This window comes from Streptomyces sp. NPDC030296, assembly GCF_055572815.1.
Map to the genome: position 1 here is coordinate 517,385 of NZ_JBVICQ010000001.1, position 16,757 is coordinate 534,141.

General features: G+C 69.6%; 12 protein-coding genes and 1 pseudogene. 5 read left to right on the forward strand and 8 right to left on the reverse strand.

From position 1 onward, the window contains the following. Positions 1–32: 32 nt before the first annotated feature. Both ACZ4Z3_RS02175 and aroA read right to left on the reverse strand, forming a co-directional pair. Positions 33–773, reverse strand: coding sequence for a Type 1 glutamine amidotransferase-like domain-containing protein (locus ACZ4Z3_RS02175; RefSeq protein ID WP_468499239.1), 741 nt, complete (start codon positions 771–773; stop codon positions 33–35). Positions 774–830: 57 nt separating this feature from the next. Next, on the reverse strand, positions 831–2,108 hold the full coding sequence (gene aroA / locus ACZ4Z3_RS02180) for a 3-phosphoshikimate 1-carboxyvinyltransferase (protein WP_468499240.1): 1,278 nt from the start codon (positions 2,106–2,108) through the stop codon (positions 831–833). 713 nt (positions 2,109–2,821) lie between these two features. On the opposite strand from aroA, the gene ACZ4Z3_RS02185 reads away from it, so the two are divergent. Both ACZ4Z3_RS02185 and ACZ4Z3_RS02190 read left to right on the forward strand, forming a co-directional pair. Next, the gene (locus ACZ4Z3_RS02185; RefSeq protein WP_468499241.1) at positions 2,822–4,621 is read left to right on the forward strand and encodes a glycoside hydrolase family 3 protein; all 1,800 of its coding nucleotides are present in this window, start codon (positions 2,822–2,824) and stop codon (positions 4,619–4,621) included. Positions 4,622–4,799: 178 nt separating this feature from the next. Next, positions 4,800–5,486: a hypothetical protein gene (locus tag ACZ4Z3_RS02190; RefSeq protein WP_468499242.1), complete on the forward strand. Its 687-nt coding sequence runs from the start codon at positions 4,800–4,802 to the stop codon at positions 5,484–5,486. A 1,013-nt stretch (positions 5,487–6,499) separates the two neighbouring features. Here the strand turns inward: ACZ4Z3_RS02190 and ACZ4Z3_RS02195 are convergent. Further along, the gene (locus ACZ4Z3_RS02195) at positions 6,500–7,369 is read right to left on the reverse strand and encodes an IS5 family transposase (RefSeq protein ID WP_468499243.1); all 870 of its coding nucleotides are present in this window, start codon (positions 7,367–7,369) and stop codon (positions 6,500–6,502) included. A 352-nt stretch (positions 7,370–7,721) separates the two neighbouring features. Then, a pseudogene (locus ACZ4Z3_RS02200) lies at positions 7,722–8,271 on the reverse strand (transposase); the annotation flags it as partial. 85 nt (positions 8,272–8,356) lie between these two features. Between ACZ4Z3_RS02200 and ACZ4Z3_RS02205 the strand changes: the two are divergent. Together ACZ4Z3_RS02205 and ACZ4Z3_RS02210 are read left to right on the forward strand one after the other, a co-directional pair. Next, entirely contained in the window at positions 8,357–8,854 is a 498-nt protein-coding gene (locus ACZ4Z3_RS02205) for a hypothetical protein (RefSeq protein WP_468499244.1), read from the forward strand. After that, positions 8,830–8,988: a hypothetical protein gene (locus ACZ4Z3_RS02210; RefSeq protein ID WP_468499245.1), complete on the forward strand. Its 159-nt coding sequence runs from the start codon at positions 8,830–8,832 to the stop codon at positions 8,986–8,988. The genes ACZ4Z3_RS02205 and ACZ4Z3_RS02210 overlap by 25 nt, the downstream gene beginning before the upstream one ends. Positions 8,989–9,264: 276 nt before the next feature. Here ACZ4Z3_RS02210 and ACZ4Z3_RS02215 read toward each other — a convergent pair whose 3' ends face one another. Together ACZ4Z3_RS02215 and ACZ4Z3_RS02220 are read right to left on the reverse strand one after the other, a co-directional pair. Further along, the gene (locus ACZ4Z3_RS02215) at positions 9,265–10,377 is read right to left on the reverse strand and encodes a hypothetical protein (RefSeq protein ID WP_468499246.1); all 1,113 of its coding nucleotides are present in this window, start codon (positions 10,375–10,377) and stop codon (positions 9,265–9,267) included. Beyond that, entirely contained in the window at positions 10,352–11,623 is a 1,272-nt protein-coding gene (locus tag ACZ4Z3_RS02220; protein WP_468499247.1) for a transposase, read from the reverse strand. Before ACZ4Z3_RS02220 ends, ACZ4Z3_RS02215 begins: the two co-directional genes overlap by 26 nt. A 570-nt stretch (positions 11,624–12,193) precedes the next feature. On the opposite strand from ACZ4Z3_RS02220, the gene ACZ4Z3_RS02225 reads away from it, so the two are divergent. Then, positions 12,194–14,581 carry a protein kinase domain-containing protein gene (locus tag ACZ4Z3_RS02225; protein WP_468499248.1) on the forward strand — a complete coding sequence of 796 codons (2,388 nt, stop codon included), beginning with the start codon at positions 12,194–12,196 and terminating at the stop codon, positions 14,579–14,581. Positions 14,582–14,663: 82 nt separating this feature from the next. Here ACZ4Z3_RS02225 and ACZ4Z3_RS02230 read toward each other — a convergent pair whose 3' ends face one another. After that, a complete protein-coding gene (locus tag ACZ4Z3_RS02230; RefSeq protein ID WP_468499249.1) occupies positions 14,664–16,094 on the reverse strand; it encodes a S28 family serine protease in 1,431 nt (476 codons plus the stop codon). 180 nt (positions 16,095–16,274) lie between these two features. Next, the gene (locus ACZ4Z3_RS02235; protein ID WP_468499524.1) at positions 16,275–16,622 is read right to left on the reverse strand and encodes a hypothetical protein; all 348 of its coding nucleotides are present in this window, start codon (positions 16,620–16,622) and stop codon (positions 16,275–16,277) included. Positions 16,623–16,757: the final 135 nt, after the last annotated feature.

Below are 16,757 nucleotides of genomic sequence, written 5' to 3' on the forward strand. Positions count from 1 at the left end.
CACCCGCCACAACCACCCGCACCCCCGAGCTATTAGGCGCCCGGCTCCGGCAACAGGCGCGGCTCCACCCGGTCCTCCACCACCCCGTCCCCCTCCCGCCGCACGACGTACGCCCCCTTGCCCGGCACCTCGGAGACCACTTCCGTCAGCTTCGTGCCGTGGTACACGAGGCCAACCCCGTCGTCGGTGCAGTGCGTCTCCGGCAGCGTGCCGTCCGCGACGAGGTCGTGGACGAGGGGGCGGCGGCCGGCGTCGCTGTCGTAGTGGACGCCGTTGCCGTACGGCAGGAACGCCAACGCGTCGGTGACGGGCCGCAGTCGGGGACCGAAGGAGTCGGTCGTACCGCCCTGGAACCAGCAGATGGAGCCCGCGCTCACCCCGCTGAGGACGACCCCCGCCTCCCAGGCCCGCCGGAACACCGAGTCGAGGCCGTGGACACGCCACACGGCGAGCAGGTTGGCCACCGAGCCGCCCATGACCCAGACGACGTCCTGGTCGAGCACCGCGCCCTCGACGTCCTCGATGTTGGGCATCGGGAACAGCTGGAGCGGGGTGAGGTCGAAGCCCGCCACCCGCGCCGCCTCGCCCATGCGGGCCGTCATGTGCTCGGCGTCGCCGATGGCCGTACCGACGTACATGACCTTCGGACGACGGCCGTTCACGCCCGACAGCTCCACCGCGTGGTGCACGAGGGAGTGGAAACCGACCCAGATGCGGTCCCCCCTGCGGTGGCCGCCCGAGGTGGCGACGATGGTGGGCTCGGTGGCAGTCATGGCCGGGAGAGTAGCAAGGCGGGACGGCCCTTCAGCCCTCCACTGCTGTACGGGCGTTCAGTTGGCCGACGGGCCGCCGGACATTCCCCGCCGAAGCTCCGCGAACGCCGCCCCGAACTCCGCGTGGAAGTCCGGGAACGTCTTGCGGACGCAGCCCGGGTCGTCGAAGGTGATGCCGGGCACCCTCAGTGCCGTCACCGCGAAGGACATGACGATGCGGTGGTCGCCGTACGTCTTGATGTCGGCGCCGGCCGTGGGCGCCCCCGGGCGGATCTCGATCCAGTCGGGCCCGGTGGCGACGTCCACGCCGAGCCGCCGGAGGTTCTCCGCGCAGGCGTCCAGCCGGTCGCACTCCTTGACCCGGGTGTTGGCGACGTCCTCGATACGGACCGGCCCGGAGGCGAACGGGGCGATCGCGGCGAGGGTCGGCATGGTGTCGGAGATGTCCCGCATGTTGACGGTGAGGCCGCGCAGTTCGCCGGTCCCGGTCACGGTCGTCCGGTCGTGCCGCACGTCGACCCGGGCGCCCATCCGCCGCAGGACGTCCACGAAGCGCAGGTCGCCCTGGAGGGCGCCGGCGCCGAGGCCGGGGACGGTGACCTCGGTGCCGGTGAGCGCGGCGGCGGCGAAGAAGTAGCTCGCGGTGGAGGCGTCCGGCTCGACGGCGTAGGTCGTCGCGCGGTAGCCGCCGGGCGCGACCGCGTAGGTGACGCCGGTGCCGTCGTCCTCGCGGCGGACGTCCGCGCCGAACGCCCGCATCATCGCCGTGGTGATCTCGACGTACGGCTCCGACACCAGGTCGGTCACCTTGACGCGGAGGCCGTCACGGGTGAGCGGGCCGAGCAGCAGCAGGGCGGTGAGGTACTGCGAGGACTGGCCTGCGTCGAGGGTGACGTCGCCGCCGGTCACGCCGTTCGCCGTGATCCGCAGCGGGTGGTGGCCCTCGGCCTCCTCGTGCACCAGGTCGACGCCGAGGTCCCGCAGGGCGCGGGTGAGGGGGGCGAGGGGGCGTCGGCGCATCTGGGCGGAGGCGTCGAAGCGGTAGGTGCCGTGGCCGGCGGCGGCGAGGGTCGGCAGGAAGCGGGCGGTGGTGGCGCCGTCCCGGCAGTAGACGTCGGCGGTGGTGACGGCGGGCCCCTGCGGGCGGCCGTCGACCTGCCAGGCGTCGGGGGTCCGGCCCACGCGGTAGCCGAGCCGGGTCAGCCCCTCGGCGAAGCCCTCGGTGTCGTCGGACCGCAGGGGGCGGCTGAGCGTGGTGACTCCGTCGGCGGCGGCCGCGAGGAAGAGGGCGCGGGCGGTGATGGACTTGGAACCGGGGATGTGCACGAGGGGCATGGGGGCCATGGTCGCGCCCGACCCCGGCCCCGTGCGTGTGGCGTCCGCCAGGTGGACCGGGCGCCCAGTAGCTCGGGGGTGCGCTGTCTGTTTGGCGGGTGCGGGTGAGTGGGGGCTGGTCGCGCCCACGCGGCGGAGCCGCACGTGTCACAGCCCCGCGCCCCTGAAAAGCGACCGGGGCTGCGCCCCGTGCTTTTCACCCGCGCCATCGGGTGAAAGCCGGGCCGTCAGGCCCGCGCCTTCCGGGGGAGGGCGGGCCGTCAGGCCCGTCCCTCCAGGGGCGCGGGGAACTGCGCGAGAAACCACGACGAACCCGCAGCCGCCAACGAATCGCGCACCCCCGAGCTAACAGGCGCCCCTGCACCCCCACCCCCACCAACTTCCGAAAACCAACCCCTCCCGGGGAACCCGAACCCACCCCACCCCGTCCAACCCTCACGCTGCCGGGTGAGTCTCCGCAGCGCGGCCCGTCGGCCTCGCCGCTGGCTGCGATCGCTGACCATCCCTCTCCACCGCCTGCGGCCGGCAGCCCGCCGTCACCGGCGCGCCCCCTCCGACAGCGCCGGTGACGGCCCCTCCGACACACACCCCGGCGCCCCTCCCCACCGCCGCCCGAGCCCGTCCCGTGCGTTCCCTTGACCGGAAGAAACTTCCCGGATATTCGTGACTCCTCGGAAGTTTCCTTCAGTGGATCTTCTCCGGAAGGAGCGCACGTGCCCTCCAGACGTACCGTCCTCGCCGCCTCGGCGGGCGTCACCGCGGCCCTGGCCGTCGGCCCCACCGCGCAGGCCGACGGACCCGACGACAAGCGACTGCGCCGCCTCGTCTCCCGTATGACGCTGAAAGAGAAGGTCGGCCAGCTGTTCGTGATGCGGGTCTACGGTCATTCCGCGACCAGGCCCGACCAGGCCGACATCGACGCCAACCTCCAGGAGATCGGCGTCCGGACGGCCGCCGAGCTGGTGGCGAAGTACCGGGTCGGCGGCATCATCTACTTCTCCTGGGCGCACAACACCCGCGACCCGCACCAGATCGCCGCGCTGTCGAACGGCATCCAGAAGGCCTCCCTGAAGCTGCCGCGCGGGCTGCCCGTGCTGATCTCCACCGACCAGGAGCACGGCATCGTGGCCCGCGTCGGCAAGCCGGCCACGCTGCTGCCGGGCGCGATGGCGCTCGGCGCGGGAGGCTCTCCGACCGACGCCCGCGAGGCCGGGCGGATCGGCGGGGCCGAACTCCGCGCGCTCGGCATCCGCCAGGACTACGCGCCCGTCGCCGACGTGAACGTCAACCCGGCCAACCCGGTCATCGGCGTCCGCTCCTTCGGCGCCGACCCGACCGCCGTCGCCGGGCTGGTCGCCGCGCAGGTGAAGGGGTATCAGGGGTCCGGGATCGCGGCGACCGCCAAGCACTTCCCGGGGCACGGGGACACGGCCGTCGACAGTCACTACGGCTTCCCCGTCATCGAGCACACCCGGCAGCAGTGGGAGACCCTCGACGCCCCGCCGTTCAAGGCGGCGATCCGGGCCGGCATCGACTCGATCATGACCGCGCACATCATGGTCCCGGCCCTCGACCCGTCCGGTGACCCGGCCACCCTCTCCCGCCCCATCCTCACCGGCATCCTGCGCGAACGGCTCGGCTACGACGGGGTCGTGGTCACCGACTCGCTCGGCATGCAGGGCGTTCGGGAGAAGTACGGCGACGACCAGGTGCCGGTGCTGGCGCTGAAGGCCGGCGTGGACCAGCTCCTCAACCCGCCCTCGCTGGACGTCGCGTGGAACGCGGTCCTGAACGCCGTACGCGCCGGGGAGCTGACCGAGGCCCGTCTCGACCGGTCGGTGCTGCGGATCCTGCGGCTCAAGGCGAAGCTGGGGCTCCTCGACAAGCCGTACGTCACCGCCGCGGGCGTCGACCGGGTGGTGGGCGTCCGGCGGCATCTCGACGCCGCCGACCGGATCGCCGAGCGGACCACGACCCTGCTGGTCAACGAGGGCTCACTGCTGCCGCTGTCCCGGCGTACGCACAAAAAGGTGCTGGTGGTGGGCGCCGATCCGGCGTCCCCGTCGGGCACCACGGGCCCGCCGACGGCCGTCCTCGCCGCCGAACTGGCCTCCCTCGGCTTCGCCACGAGCCGGCTGCCCACCGGTACGGCGCCCACGCAGGCCCTGATCGACCAGGCGGTCGCGGCGGCGCGCGGCAAGGACGCGGTGGTCGTGGGGACGTACAACGTGACGGCGGGCAGCACCCAGCGGACGTTGGTCGAGCGGCTCCTCGCCACCGGGGTCCCGGTGGTCGCGGTGGCGCTCCGCAACCCCTACGACGTGGCGCAACTGCCGCAGGTGAAGGCGTACCTGGCCGCGTACTCGTGGACGGACGTCGAGGTGCGGGCCGCAGCCCGGGTGCTGGCCGGGCGGGTCGCGCCGCGCGGACGGCTGCCGGTGCCGGTGCAGCGGGCCGACGACCCGACCCGGGTGCTGTACGCCATCGGACACGGGCTGAGCTACAGGCCCTGACCGACAGGGCCTGACATCCGCGGTCCCGCACGCGGAGTCCCGGCGTACGGGCCCTGACGTACGGAACCTACGCCGCACTCCTCGCGCACCACACCCGCAACGTACGCATTGCGCCCGGTATGCCGGGCAGGGCTCGGCGCCGCCGGGTCACGCTGGACGCGTACGTCGGGGGGTGATCATGCGAGGGGTGCGCCGCGCCGGAGGGGCGCGTCCGGCGGCCGGGCTCGTCGCGGCCGCCGCGCTGGCCGTGTCGCTGCTGTCCGGGTGCCGGGTCTGGCCGGGCGGTTCGGGTCCGGAGCCCGAGGAGCGGACGACGACCACGGCGCCCACCCGGCCCGCCGGGTACGGGACCGTGTTCCTGGGGATCGACGAGTGCAGCTCCTTCGGGACGACCAGCTTCACGGAGGTGCCCTGCGCCAGCGAGCGGGCCGCCGCCCGGGTCGTCGCCCGCCACGACGGAACGGTCCCGCAGGGGCCGCCGTGCCCGGCGACCACCGACTTCGTCCTCCACATCAGCGAGTCACGGCCCGCCCCCGGCGCGGACGAGGACGGCGACGGCTCGGTACCCCAGGGCTACGCCTGCATGCGCAAGCTCCAGCCGCCGCACCCGGGCGACCCCGGCGGCGGCGGAGGCCCCCGCACCATCGTCGGCGACTGCGTCTACGGCGCGGGGCGCGGCGAGGTCCGCGAGACGGCCTGTGACGCCGACGCCGACGGCGACGGCGACGGCGACGGCGAGGGCGGGCACGCCCCGGAGTACCGGGTCACGGCCGCCGTCGAGAAGAGGACCCAGTGCCCCGTCTCCACCGACCTGTACGTGCAGTTGGGCGGCAGCAAGCCGGTGGGCTGCGCCCGGCCCGTCTGAACGCCCGTTGCCGCGCGGACGGTTGACGACACCGCAGGTCGAACACCCCTCCGAACGGCCGCATGCCGGATCGATATCATCCGCTTAGGGTCCGTACGACGACGGTGGGGGGACGATGGCCCAGGAAGCCCAGGGCGCTCCGGGCAACGAGGAGCTGCCGGACATCCCCGGCTACCGCATCGACTCCGGCGACACGGGCCCGTTTCGAGCAACTCGATTCCATTCGAACCAACAAGTTCCCTGAGTTCACACCACAACCATCCAGTGACTAGCCCGGGAGAGAAATGAACCCCCTGAGTACTCGAATCCTTGCCGTTTCAGCAACCACAGCAGCAGCGACGGGAACCATGATTGCTACCGCCCCTACCGCCTCTGCTGCGACATACAATGGCGGCTGCGGCTCTGGCTATTCAGTAGTTAACTCGGCACCTGTCAGAGATGTGGGCACAGTATTTCTTGCCTATAACTCCTCTAACGGGTTCAACTGCGTAGTGACCGTGCGGAACTCACCCGGCAGCCCCACCACCATATGTGAAAAAATCGCCCGTCGAGGATATAGCCCAATCAGCAAATGCGAACAAGGCGTGACCACATGGGGAGGCCCCATCTATGTACAGGCCTCCGGGCAATGCGTCAGCTGGGAAGGGAGCATCGGTGGCGCCGTCGGAGGAAAAGACAACACTAACTGCGGCTAATCACGTCACCTGTACAGACGGGTTCGACACTCGTAGCCAATCAGGGGAAAAACTGCGCCATTCACAGGCCGAAGCAAGAAATAGCTTGCCTAATGCCTCAGGCTAGGACCAGAGATCAAACTACGGCAACACCTCGGGCGACACAGGGGCTCAAGTCGCCCGCAAATCAGTGAGTGGCTAGGGCACAGAATCGGCTCGCGCCCTGCATTACATTCATGGAGGTGCCCTACCTAGCCTCGAAGTTTCGTGACGGTCCGCCGACGGAGTCGGTGGACCGTTTTCGCGCTGTGGGCTAAGAGGTCGTTTTCTCCCGTTGTTTCATCCCGGAATATGATGCTTAGCCTGCGGTGTCGGGTCGCGCCAGGAGATGATGTTCTCGCTGGTGAGGCGGCGAGCCATGAGGTCTGCCATAGCGATATGGATCATGGCTTCCGAGCGGGCGGGCCGGGTTTCGTAGTCGCGGGCCAGGCGGCGGTGGAGCATGAGCCATCCGTAGGTCCGCTCGACCACCCACCGTTTGGGGATCGGGGTGAAACCCCTGCTGCCGGGCTTGCGTTGAGTGATTTCCATGTCGATGCCGAGGCTGGCGGCGTGCTCGACGAGGTGCTGGCGGTAGCCGCCGTCGACCCATACCTTGCGGATGTGGGGATGTTCGGTGGCGACCTGGTCCAGGAGCTGGCCGCCGGCGATGGAGTCCTGCACGCTCGCCGCGGTGACCAGCACGGCAAGGAGAAGGCCCATCGTGTCGGTGACGATGCTCCGCTTCCTGCCCACGATCTTCTTGCCGGCGTCGATGCCCTGGCCGGAGGCGAGCACGCTGGTGGAGGTTTTCACGCTCTGCGCGTCGATCACACAGGCCGACGGTTCGGCCTCCCGTCCTTCCTTCTGCCGTAAGAGTTGCCTGAGCAGGCCGTTGAGCTGGGCGAACACACCTTCCTGCTGCCACCTGGCGAAGTAGCCGTAGACCGTGTTCCAGTGCGGGAAGTCGTGGGGAAGGTAGCGCCACTGAACCCCGGTACGGTCCACGTACAAGATCGCGTCCATGATGTCGCGCAGGTCGTGTTCGGGCGGCCGGCCGAAGTCCAGGGCTCTGCCGCGGCGCTCGAAACGCCAGGCTGCCAGGACCGGCTCGATCAACTCCCAGCGGGCATCGGACAGATCACTCGGATACGGGCGTCGTTTCGGCATGCTTCCGGCGTACCGCCGCGAACCGAATGCGCCCAGGCGCACGCCAACGGCGGTCGAAGCGCACAACCTCGAAGACCGGGCATCCTGGGATGAGACAGGATTAGGGCCTCTTCCCCCCACCCGCAACCTCCCGCGACCCGCCGGCATCGGCAGCCGCGGTGACCTCGCCTGTATCGCCACATACCGCTTAAAGAAGCGCCTGATAAGCGGGCATCATAGATGAAAACGACCTCTAAGGCTGTGCAGGCCGAAGAACCGGGTGTCGCCTCGGGATGGCACCGGATTCCACTGCTCCGGGTGTTGAGCCGCTGTCGTAGGGACGGGGAATCCGTTGGTCAGCCGGCGTTCGGCAGGAGAGCCGCTCGAGAGCTGTGGTGATGTGGCTGGTCCAGGGCCAGTGCCGACCCAGGCGGAAGATCCGCCGACTGCCGGTGGTCACGAGTTGTCCGGCCGTGGTGAACAGGCGGAGCCGTAGTCGGCGGGGTTCCCAGAGCCTGGCCTTGCCGGTCAAAGCGAGCATCGGCATCCAGGCCAGCAGGTCCAGTGCGATCTGCACGATCTCCAGCCAGATCCGGTTCTGGGCGGTGCGGCGCAGGGGCAGGTTTACGCAGGCCGGTGGCCCGGGCGGCGCGGATGCGGTCCTCGGCCGGGGCACGCAGCCGGTGACGCAGTTCGAGCTCGGCGATCGGCCGACCCAACGTGTTGGTGGCGGAGCAGGTCAGCCGCATGCCGTCCGCGTCCGTGAGCCGCAACTGAGCTCCAGGTTGCGGCCGTTCCTTCCGGACGATCAGCCGCATGCCCTCCGGCCAGCCGTCGAGGACATCGCCGGTGAGTTCGGCGACCCAGGCGCCGTCGCGGATCTCGCCGTCGGCCTCGACGGATGCGGTGGAGGTGGACCGGGGGGTGCCGCCGAGCGGGAATCTGACGGTGGCCGGTCAGCAGTTCTGGTTCGGGCCCAGGCATGCGGGCCGACCGGTCACGCTGTGGATGGACAGCACCACCGTCCACGTCAGCCTGGACGGCAAGCGGGTCAAGACGGTGCCGTCCCGGCTGAGCACCGCGGATCTGGTGCGGCTGCGGGCCTCCGGGCGCACGTCCGGCCGGTCCCGCTCCGGCCGGACGTGCGCCGGCCGGCTTGCGGTGCGGGTGCCCGTCGAGGTGGCCCGCACCGTGAACGCCTCCGGGGTGGTCAGCCTGGCAGGACAGCAGATCACCGTCGGGTTCCCGCTGGCCGGACAACGCGTGATTCTTCGGCTGGACGGGCCTTTGATGCAGGTCATCGCCGGCGGTGTGCTGGTGCGGACTCTGCCCTGTCCGATCCCGCCCGCTCGGCGGGCCCGCATCAGCGACGCCCAGCTCAGTCCTCTGCCGCCGAAAACACCGCAGGATGCGGTGCGGGTCAGCCGCAAGTCTCGGCCCGCGGCAGCATCCAGGTCTGCGGCCAGCAGGCCCAGGTCGGCATGGTCCTTGCGCGCACCGTCGTGAACGTCGAGGTCACCGACACCACCCTGCACGTCTTCGACCACGACGGACACCGCCTGCGGACGGTGCCCCGCACCGCCAGCAAGGAGGTGACCCGCTTCAAGGCCTACGGCACGACAAACCGCACGACAGGCTAGGAACCGGAAAGCATCAACCGATACACATCCGACAAGCATCAACTGCATCTAGACATGGGAGCAGGACGGTCTTCAGGACCGGCCGGTTCTCCACAGCCCATCGCGCCTTGACCTGCAGAAGTGCCCTCCCATTGAGCGGGATATGCAGCCCGGTGGCCAGAGGTTGGCCGCGCGGCCACCGGGTTGAGACGTCGCCCCGTCGGCAGCCACCTTCGGCTAGGACACATCCGCTCCGGAAGTAACTCACTGAAGAGATAGGTGTGTCATCGTCAGCGGTCACGAGCCGGGACGGTGCTGCGCCTTCTCTGCCGCAACCGTGTAGATCTCCAGCCTCACCTTGCCTGGCAGACTGCCGCCTTGCCAAGCTGACTTGAACCGCGATTGGCGCATGGTTGGCATTTCTGTCGGCAGCATCTCCGCGATCTGTTCGGACATGGCGCTTGCCAAGCTGAGGTGGGACGCCGGTGTGACCGTGTAAATGATCACCATGCCAGGCCGTCGGCCGCGTAGCGCCGCGGCAATGCGTGGAACCTGTCGGCGAAGCTCAGCGGTGCGCTGCTGCGTACTCTCATCTGCGTCCCAGAGACTCATTGACAAAGTCAGATGGATCGGGCCTTCCCACTGTTCGGACGTAGGGGATGGTGCGGAGACCGTGGGAGTTGGTGTCGGGGTGGCCTGACCTCGTTTTTCCGCCTGCTCCGTTGGTGCGAAGACCGTCAGCATCAGGCCTGCGACGAGCGAGAGTGCGGCAGCTGACACACCCTCGGCCACCGGCCTGGGTCGTCGACGCATACGATCCATGAGCCTGGTCAACGCTTGCGACGAAGGGCGGTACATGACTTCAGCCTCGGTGCGCATTGCTCTGAGTTCGCCAGCAGACAGCTTCTCTTGCTGGACCAGTCCATCGGACCACTGCCGCAGCTGAGTGCTGAGTCCAGGCTCAGCCCGAGCAGCACTGAACTCTACGAGCTGCGCGATCCGCTGGAGCCGCCCTGGGCCGGCCCGGTTGGCCAGGTCTTCGGGCAGTTGACCTGTGTCATCTATCGGCTCGGGAAACATGAAAGGCAGTGAGTTGGACACTGCCTCAGCGACCGCCGGTACCGGCAGCTGATTGAGTAACTCGCTGAGCAACTCTGCCTGGGGGACTGCTGTAGGAACCAGTCGGTCCTCTGCGCTATCGAGGACCTCTTGTACCTTGGTGCCGACGGTGAGGGCCTGATCCAGCACCCTGGCCATGTCAGATGCTGGCGGGTCACGGTCTGTGAAGGCATCGGTTGACGGCAAGGGCAGTGCAGAGGGGATCGGCGGCTGATCGGCAGGGATCACATCGGAGACGCCGTGGCCGGTGCGCTTTAGCTCAGCCCTAAGCCGGATGGCTTCTGCCTCCAAGCGTCGCAGCAGGTCCTCCGCTCGCAGCTGACTCTTTCGTGCGCGGTGCAGTTCCAGTCGGCAAGGCGGGCCGGCAGGTGGTAGAGGCGGAACCGCATGGTGTCCGGCTCGGCGTCGGCCATGTCATCGATGTCGTGCAGGGCCAAGCAGGCGCAGCCACGCATCGAGATCGGCGGCGAATTTGAGGCGAGCATCCAGCCGCGGCTGACTTCCCAGGATGCCGACGGGAGGTGGGTCTGGCCCATCGCCTTGTTGGTGCACACTCAATCCCCACCCCTGCGTGGGAGCGGTGCAGCACGTCGAGGAACTGGGCGTGGCCGGAGCCGGCGATGCCCCACATGTGACGGATGTTGGTCGCGGTGATGCAGTAGCGCCTGCCGGTCTTCTTCTCGAAGGCGGTCAGCTTCTTCAGGTGCCGCCGGGTGGGCTTGACGCGGCGCACGATCAGGCGCCTCCCCTCCGGCCAGCCCTCACGGGTGTTCAACCCGGTCAACGCGGCGACGAAGTAGTCCTCTTGGAGGCTGCCATCCTGGTGCACGTAGGTCTCCCAGGCAGCCTCGGGCAGGCGGGCGATGGCCTTCTCGTCGTCTTCGGTGATCTTCCCGCCGACGGTGTAGCGCACCGCGCGCCGCGTGGTGTTCAGCGCTTCCAGGTGTTCCAGCAGGCCGTGGGTTGCTCCGGTCCCATCCACCCGCACCAGGATCTTCGCAGCCGAGGAGCCGGGGATCTGGGTGAGAGCGTCGGTGAGCACGCGGATGTGGTCGGCCACTGTGTTTGCTCCGGCGCTGCCGGGACGCAGCATCATGGCCAGGGACTCGCCGTTGTTCGCGCACCATGCGGCCAGCGGATGAAACCCGAACGTCTTCTTGAACGTGACCGCTACCCCGGCCTTCTTCGACGCGGCCGTGATGACGGTGGCTTCGAGGTCGATAACGATCCAGCCGGTCACCCGCTTGTCCGCCACCGTCAGCCAGGGGCAACCGCCCGGCCGTAAATGCAGCAGGCTCCACACCTGCCGGCGCACCCGCGCCCGCACCTTCGCGACCTTCGCCAGGGTGGGCTCGTCGAGCGCGGCCAGCGTACGGCGGGCGGTGGAATCCGAGGCCCCGAACCTGAACAGCGGTCGGTGATGCAGCTGCTGCTCGGCCTCCGACAGATTCGCCGCGCCGAGCGTGATCGCGATGGCCAGGTGCACCAGTACCCCGGCGCGGTCCCGCCAGCCGGCCACCGTGCTGGACGGCAGCACTTCACCAGCGCGTCCGTCAGCCCCGTCCGGTCCGCACACCGGCGCAGCAGCACCGCCCCGGCATGCCCGATCAGCCTCTTCCCGTCAGCCACCACCGACAGCCGACGGTCCCCCCTGTACGCTCAACCACCAGAAAGGTGCCCTGACTTCTACGCCGGATACGATCTAGACACTCGCATCCTTGCAGGTCAGGGGCACCTTTCTGCTATCGGAGCGTCAGACCGCCCAATTCCGCTGAATATACAGGGCTAATACTCCAGCCGTAGCTCGTGATCTTGTTGCTGGAGTGCGGTGGAGAGGGGGCAGCGGTCAGTCGTCGACGAGATCGAGCGGACGCTGCCGCAGGGGCCGCCACGCCCGGCGACCACTGACTGTAACGCGCTGTGTCCTATCTCCACCGACCTGTACGTGCAGTTGGGCGGAGCAAACCAGTGGGCTGCGCCCGACCCGTATGAACCCCCGGTGCCGCGCCGACGGTTGACGCCACCGCAGGTCGAACACCCCTCCGAACGGCCGCGTGCCGGATCGATATCATCCGCTTAGGGTCCGTACGACGACGGTGGGGGGACGATGGCCCAGGAAGCCCAGGGCGCTCCGGGCAACGAGGAGCTGCCGGACATCCCCGGCTACCGCATCGACTCCCACCTCGGCTCCGGCGGCATGGGCCACGTCTACCTCGGTACGTCACCCTCGGGCCGCCAGGTCGCCGTGAAGGTGATCCGCGGCAACCTCGCCCACCAGCCCGACTTCCGCGGCCGTTTCCGACGTGAGGTGACCGCCGCCCGGCAGGTCAGCGGGGCCTTCACCGCGCCCGTCGTGGACGCCGACCCGGACGCCGACCCGCCCTGGATGGCTACCCTCTTCGTGCCGGGGCAGCCGCTCGACGAGCGTGTCACCAAGGGGCCCGCCCTCACCGACGAGGAGCTGTACCGTCTCGCGACCGGGCTCGCGGAGGCGCTGCGGGACATCCACCGCGTCGGGATCGTGCACCGGGACCTCAAGCCCGGCAATGTGCTGCTGGCCGACGACGGGCCCCGGGTCATCGACTTCGGCATCGTGCGCGCGGCCGACGACGCCGTGCTCACGGCCCCCGGGCTCACCGGGACCGGCGTCACGATCGGCACCCCGCCGTTCATGTCGCCGGAGCAGATACGCGCCCAGAAGGACGTCGGGCCGCGCAGCGACATCTTCTCGCTGGGCTCGATGCTGACGTACGCGGCGAGCGGGCGGGTGCCGTTCGACGCGACGGACGTGTACACGCTGGTGTACCAACTGGTGCACGAGCCGCCGAAGCTGGACGCCCTGCCGGGCTGGCTGCGGCCGACGGTGGAGCGCTGCCTGGCCAAGGAGCCGGACGACCGCCCCGACGCGGCGGAGCTGCTCTCCCTGCTGGCCGGCACCTACCCGGGCACCTTGGAGGGGCCCGCGACCCCGTCGGCCGCGAGCCCGGCACCCGACGCGGACGCGAGCCCGGCCCCCGACGCGGACGCGGACGCGGACGCGGCGACCGACACAGCCACGGGCGCACGCGGGGACACCGCGTCCGACTCCGGGGCGGACGCGGACACCGCCTCGGACGCCACGGACATGGGATCCGTGACGACGGACCTGGGCCGCGTCCCCACACCCCCGCCCCGGCGCGGGCGCCGCCGCCGGGCACTGACCGTGGCGGCGGCGGTCGTGGCGGTGAGCACGATCGCGGGCGGGCTGGTGTACGGGTTCCGCGGGGGCGGGGAGGATACGGGTTCGCATCCGAGGACCCGGGCACGCACGGTGACGACCCAGCCGGCGGGCTCCGCGACGTATCTAGCCTCGAAGTCCGGCTCGGGTGGCTTCTCGTTCACGTACCACGACAGCCCCGAACGCCGCCCGGACGGCTGGCGGGCTTGGCAGTACAACCTCCAGAACAGCGACTGCGTGTACGCGGAGGCGTCCCTGGTGTGCGTCGGCGACCGGACGGTACGGATCGACGCGGCGACCGGCAAGGAGGTGTGGCGGACCGACAAGGCGATGGCGTACGGAAGCCAGAACAGCCCGGTTGTCGTGGGCGACACGGTGGTGGTCGACGCGGGTGACCGCCTCGTGGGCCTCGGTCTCGCCGATGGCGACGTCAAGTGGCGCTACGCGACGGTGTCGCTCACCGAAAACCTCATAGGCGACGGTGAACGGGTCTACGCGACCGACGAGAGCGGCATCGTGTACTCCGTCGACGCCCGTACGGGCCGGAAGGCGTGGACCTACGTCGCGCCCTTCACCTTCCCGACCCAGAACGTGGGCTATCCCCCGCTGCGGATCATAGACGGCCGGCTCTACGTCTTCACCACGATCAAGAAACTCGGCTTCGGCGACGACTACGTCACGGTCGTCGACCCGGGGACCGGAAAGAAGGTCTCGGCGTTCAAGCTGTCCGGAACGTGCGTCGCCGGCACCGAGGCGGTGCTGAAGGAGGATGGCACCCTCCGGCTGTACTGCGCGCTGTTGAACGAGAAGGAGGCGCCCATGAGCAGGGTCCTCCTGCGGCAGGAGCTGGTGAAGGACGCCAAGGGTGTGCGCACGGAACTCTCCGCCGCCCTGGGCGGTGGCCAGAAGGGCGCGCCCGAGCTCTCGGTGACTCCGGGCCGCGTGCTGTTCGTGTCACCGACCACCACCGGCGGTGAATTGGTCGCCGTCGACGTGGCAAGGCGGAAGGAACTGTGGCGCACGACGGTGCCCAGCCTGGGGCAGTCCGACATTCCCCCCGTGCAGGCCGGCGACCGTGTCTACGTGGCCAACACCCGAGGAGTCGCCGCCTTCGACGCGCGCACGGGCAAGCTGCGCTACCGCCACAGCCTGCCGTTCACCGACGACCACAGCGGCTTCGACACCGGCCTCGACACCGAACCCCTCGTCGCCGGCGGCATTCTCTACGCGCCCTCGACGAAGGCCGGCTGGGTGGCCCTGGACACCGAGGCCACCTGAGCCCTCCGGGGCACCGGACCCCGGACACGGGTGAGCCCCGGTGTCGCCGTCGGGCGGCACCGGGGCTCTGTCGTGCGTGGTGTTACGGACGCAGCGTCATCTCGCGCTCGACGTCGCGCTTGTCGAGCTTGCCGTCGAACTTCGCGAGCGGCTTCGCCTTGCTCGCGTCCTGCTGGACCGCGGCCGGGGCGACGCCCGCCCACTTCAGGATGCGGGCCGTGGCGAGGTCCTTCTCCGACTCGACGAGGCCGGCGACCCGGGCGCCGTGGTTGGCGCCGGGGGCCGTGAAGACGTACGAGTCACGGGCCTTCTTGCCGAGGTGGAACGGCTCGGCGCCCCACGGGTCGTTCTCGCCGTACACGAAGAGCATGTGGCGGGCGTTGTTGCGGACCCAGGTGTCGACGTCACGCATGGCGTGCGGCTGGAACTTCATCTTGATGTCCCGCGGGACGAAGTTCCGCGGCGGCTGGTAGCCGTAGCGGATGTACTTCTTCTCGATGTGCGGGAACTTGATGGTCGGCGCGCCGAGCTGCGTGCCCGCCTGGTAGTAGTACGGCGTGTACGTCTCCAGGCCCTGGTCGGCGTAGGCGGAGAAGCCGGAGATCGCGTCGATCGAGTTCCAGATCTCGTCGTCCGTGGCGGCCTTGGCGTTCTTCGGGATGGTGTCGCTGTCGCAGTCGGCGAGCAGGCTGTACTGCCAGAAGCCCCACACGTAGTCGAGGACGACGGCCTCGTACGCCTTGTCGAGGCTGCCGATGGTGTGGAAGGTGAGGTTCTCGGCGGCGGCGAACTCCGCGTACTTCTTCTCCAGCGGCTCGCGGCGCACCAGCGCCTCGCGCTGCACCGCGTTCAGCCGGTCGCGGCACTCCCTGGTACCGACCTTGGCGAAGAACCGGTCGTACGCCGAGTCCTCCTTGTTCACCACGTCGTTGGGGGCGACGTAGGCGACGACGCCGTCCATGTCCTTCGGGTAGAAGCGCTCGTAGTACGTGGCGGTCATGCCGCCCTTGGAGCCGCCCGTGGAGATCCACTTCTTGTCGTAGATCTTCTTGAACGCCTTGAAGATGCGGTGCTGGTCGCTGGCGGCCTGCCAGATGTCCAGCTTGGTCCAGTCGGCCGGGGCCGGACGGGACGGCGTGAAGAAGCGGTACTCCATGGAGACCTGGTTGCCGTCCACGATCTGCGTGGGCTCGCGGCGACTCGGGGTCGTGGAGACGTTGTAGCCGCCGGTGTAGAACACCGTCGGGCGGCTGGTGTCCTTGTGCAGGACGGTGATCCGCTGCTGGAAGGTGCCCTTGCCCGGGTGGCGGTGGTCGACCGGCTGCGTGAAGTTGAGGACGAAGAAGCGGTAGCCCGGGTACGGCTTCTCCTCGATGAGGCTCACACCCGGTATCGCGAGCAGTCGGTCCTTGATGTCGGTGGTGTCCGGCTGTGCGGCGGTGGCCGCGCCCGCCGTGCTCAGAGTGCCTATGAGCACCACGAGCGACAGCACCCACCTGAGCGCTTTGCGCATGCGTTCTCTCCCCTATGGAACGGCTGTGCGCCGGAAGCTATCGGAGCGACCGCCGGGGCACCAGGGAAGAAAGGGGCCAACTGGACTGCTTTCAGGCACAGATGGCGGAGATAGGGAAAACCCTGTGCGCCCGGCACCGGCCCTGGCCCCGGTCTCGGTGGCGGGGGCGGGGGCGGGTGGTCAGCGCAGGATCCAGCCCGAGGTGTAGCGCACGGAGCCGACCCGCGCCTGCACGCACACGGGGCGCCGGCCCGCGTGCACGGTGACCGGGCCCGCCGGGTGCTGCTTGTTCCGCACCCACTGCCCCGCCCACGCCCGGATGCGGATGGTGCCCTTGCGGGCCTTCCCTCCGCCCTTGCCCATGACCTGCTTGCCGGGCACGAGCACGGCGCACACGTACCGGCTGCCCTTGCGGTAGACGTGCACGGTCCCGGCGTCGAAGGTCAGGGTCCGCACCTTGCGGCCGACGCAGGACGAGGCCGCCGTCGCACTGCCCGCGGGGCCGGCCAGGGCCAGCAGCCCGGCCATGGTCAGGACGGCCAGCGCGAGCGCCAGCGGCCGACGGATCGCGCCCTTCGCACCCCTGCTCACCGACTGTCCCTCCCACCGCAGAAGCGTACTGATATTCGGACGCACGACAGGTGCCGAACGGTTGCGCGACGG

What these genes read in the sequence shown, in the direction of transcription:
- ACZ4Z3_RS02175 (WP_468499239.1), bottom strand. Translation starts at nt 773, where the DNA reads ATGACTGCCACCGAGCCCACCATCGTCGCCACCTCGGGCGGCCACCGC.
- aroA (WP_468499240.1), bottom strand. Translation starts at nt 2,108, where the DNA reads ATGCCCCTCGTGCACATCCCCGGTTCCAAGTCCATCACCGCCCGCGCC.
- ACZ4Z3_RS02190 (WP_468499242.1), top strand. Translation starts at nt 4,800, where the DNA reads ATGCGAGGGGTGCGCCGCGCCGGAGGGGCGCGTCCGGCGGCCGGGCTC.
- ACZ4Z3_RS02195 (WP_468499243.1), bottom strand. Translation starts at nt 7,369, where the DNA reads ATGCCGAAACGACGCCCGTATCCGAGTGATCTGTCCGATGCCCGCTGG.
- ACZ4Z3_RS02205 (WP_468499244.1), top strand. Translation starts at nt 8,357, where the DNA reads ATGGACAGCACCACCGTCCACGTCAGCCTGGACGGCAAGCGGGTCAAG.
- ACZ4Z3_RS02210 (WP_468499245.1), top strand. Translation starts at nt 8,830, where the DNA reads ATGGTCCTTGCGCGCACCGTCGTGAACGTCGAGGTCACCGACACCACC.
- ACZ4Z3_RS02225 (WP_468499248.1), top strand. Translation starts at nt 12,194, where the DNA reads ATGGCCCAGGAAGCCCAGGGCGCTCCGGGCAACGAGGAGCTGCCGGAC.
- ACZ4Z3_RS02230 (WP_468499249.1), bottom strand. Translation starts at nt 16,094, where the DNA reads ATGCGCAAAGCGCTCAGGTGGGTGCTGTCGCTCGTGGTGCTCATAGGC.
- ACZ4Z3_RS02235 (WP_468499524.1), bottom strand. Translation starts at nt 16,622, where the DNA reads ATGGCCGGGCTGCTGGCCCTGGCCGGCCCCGCGGGCAGTGCGACGGCG.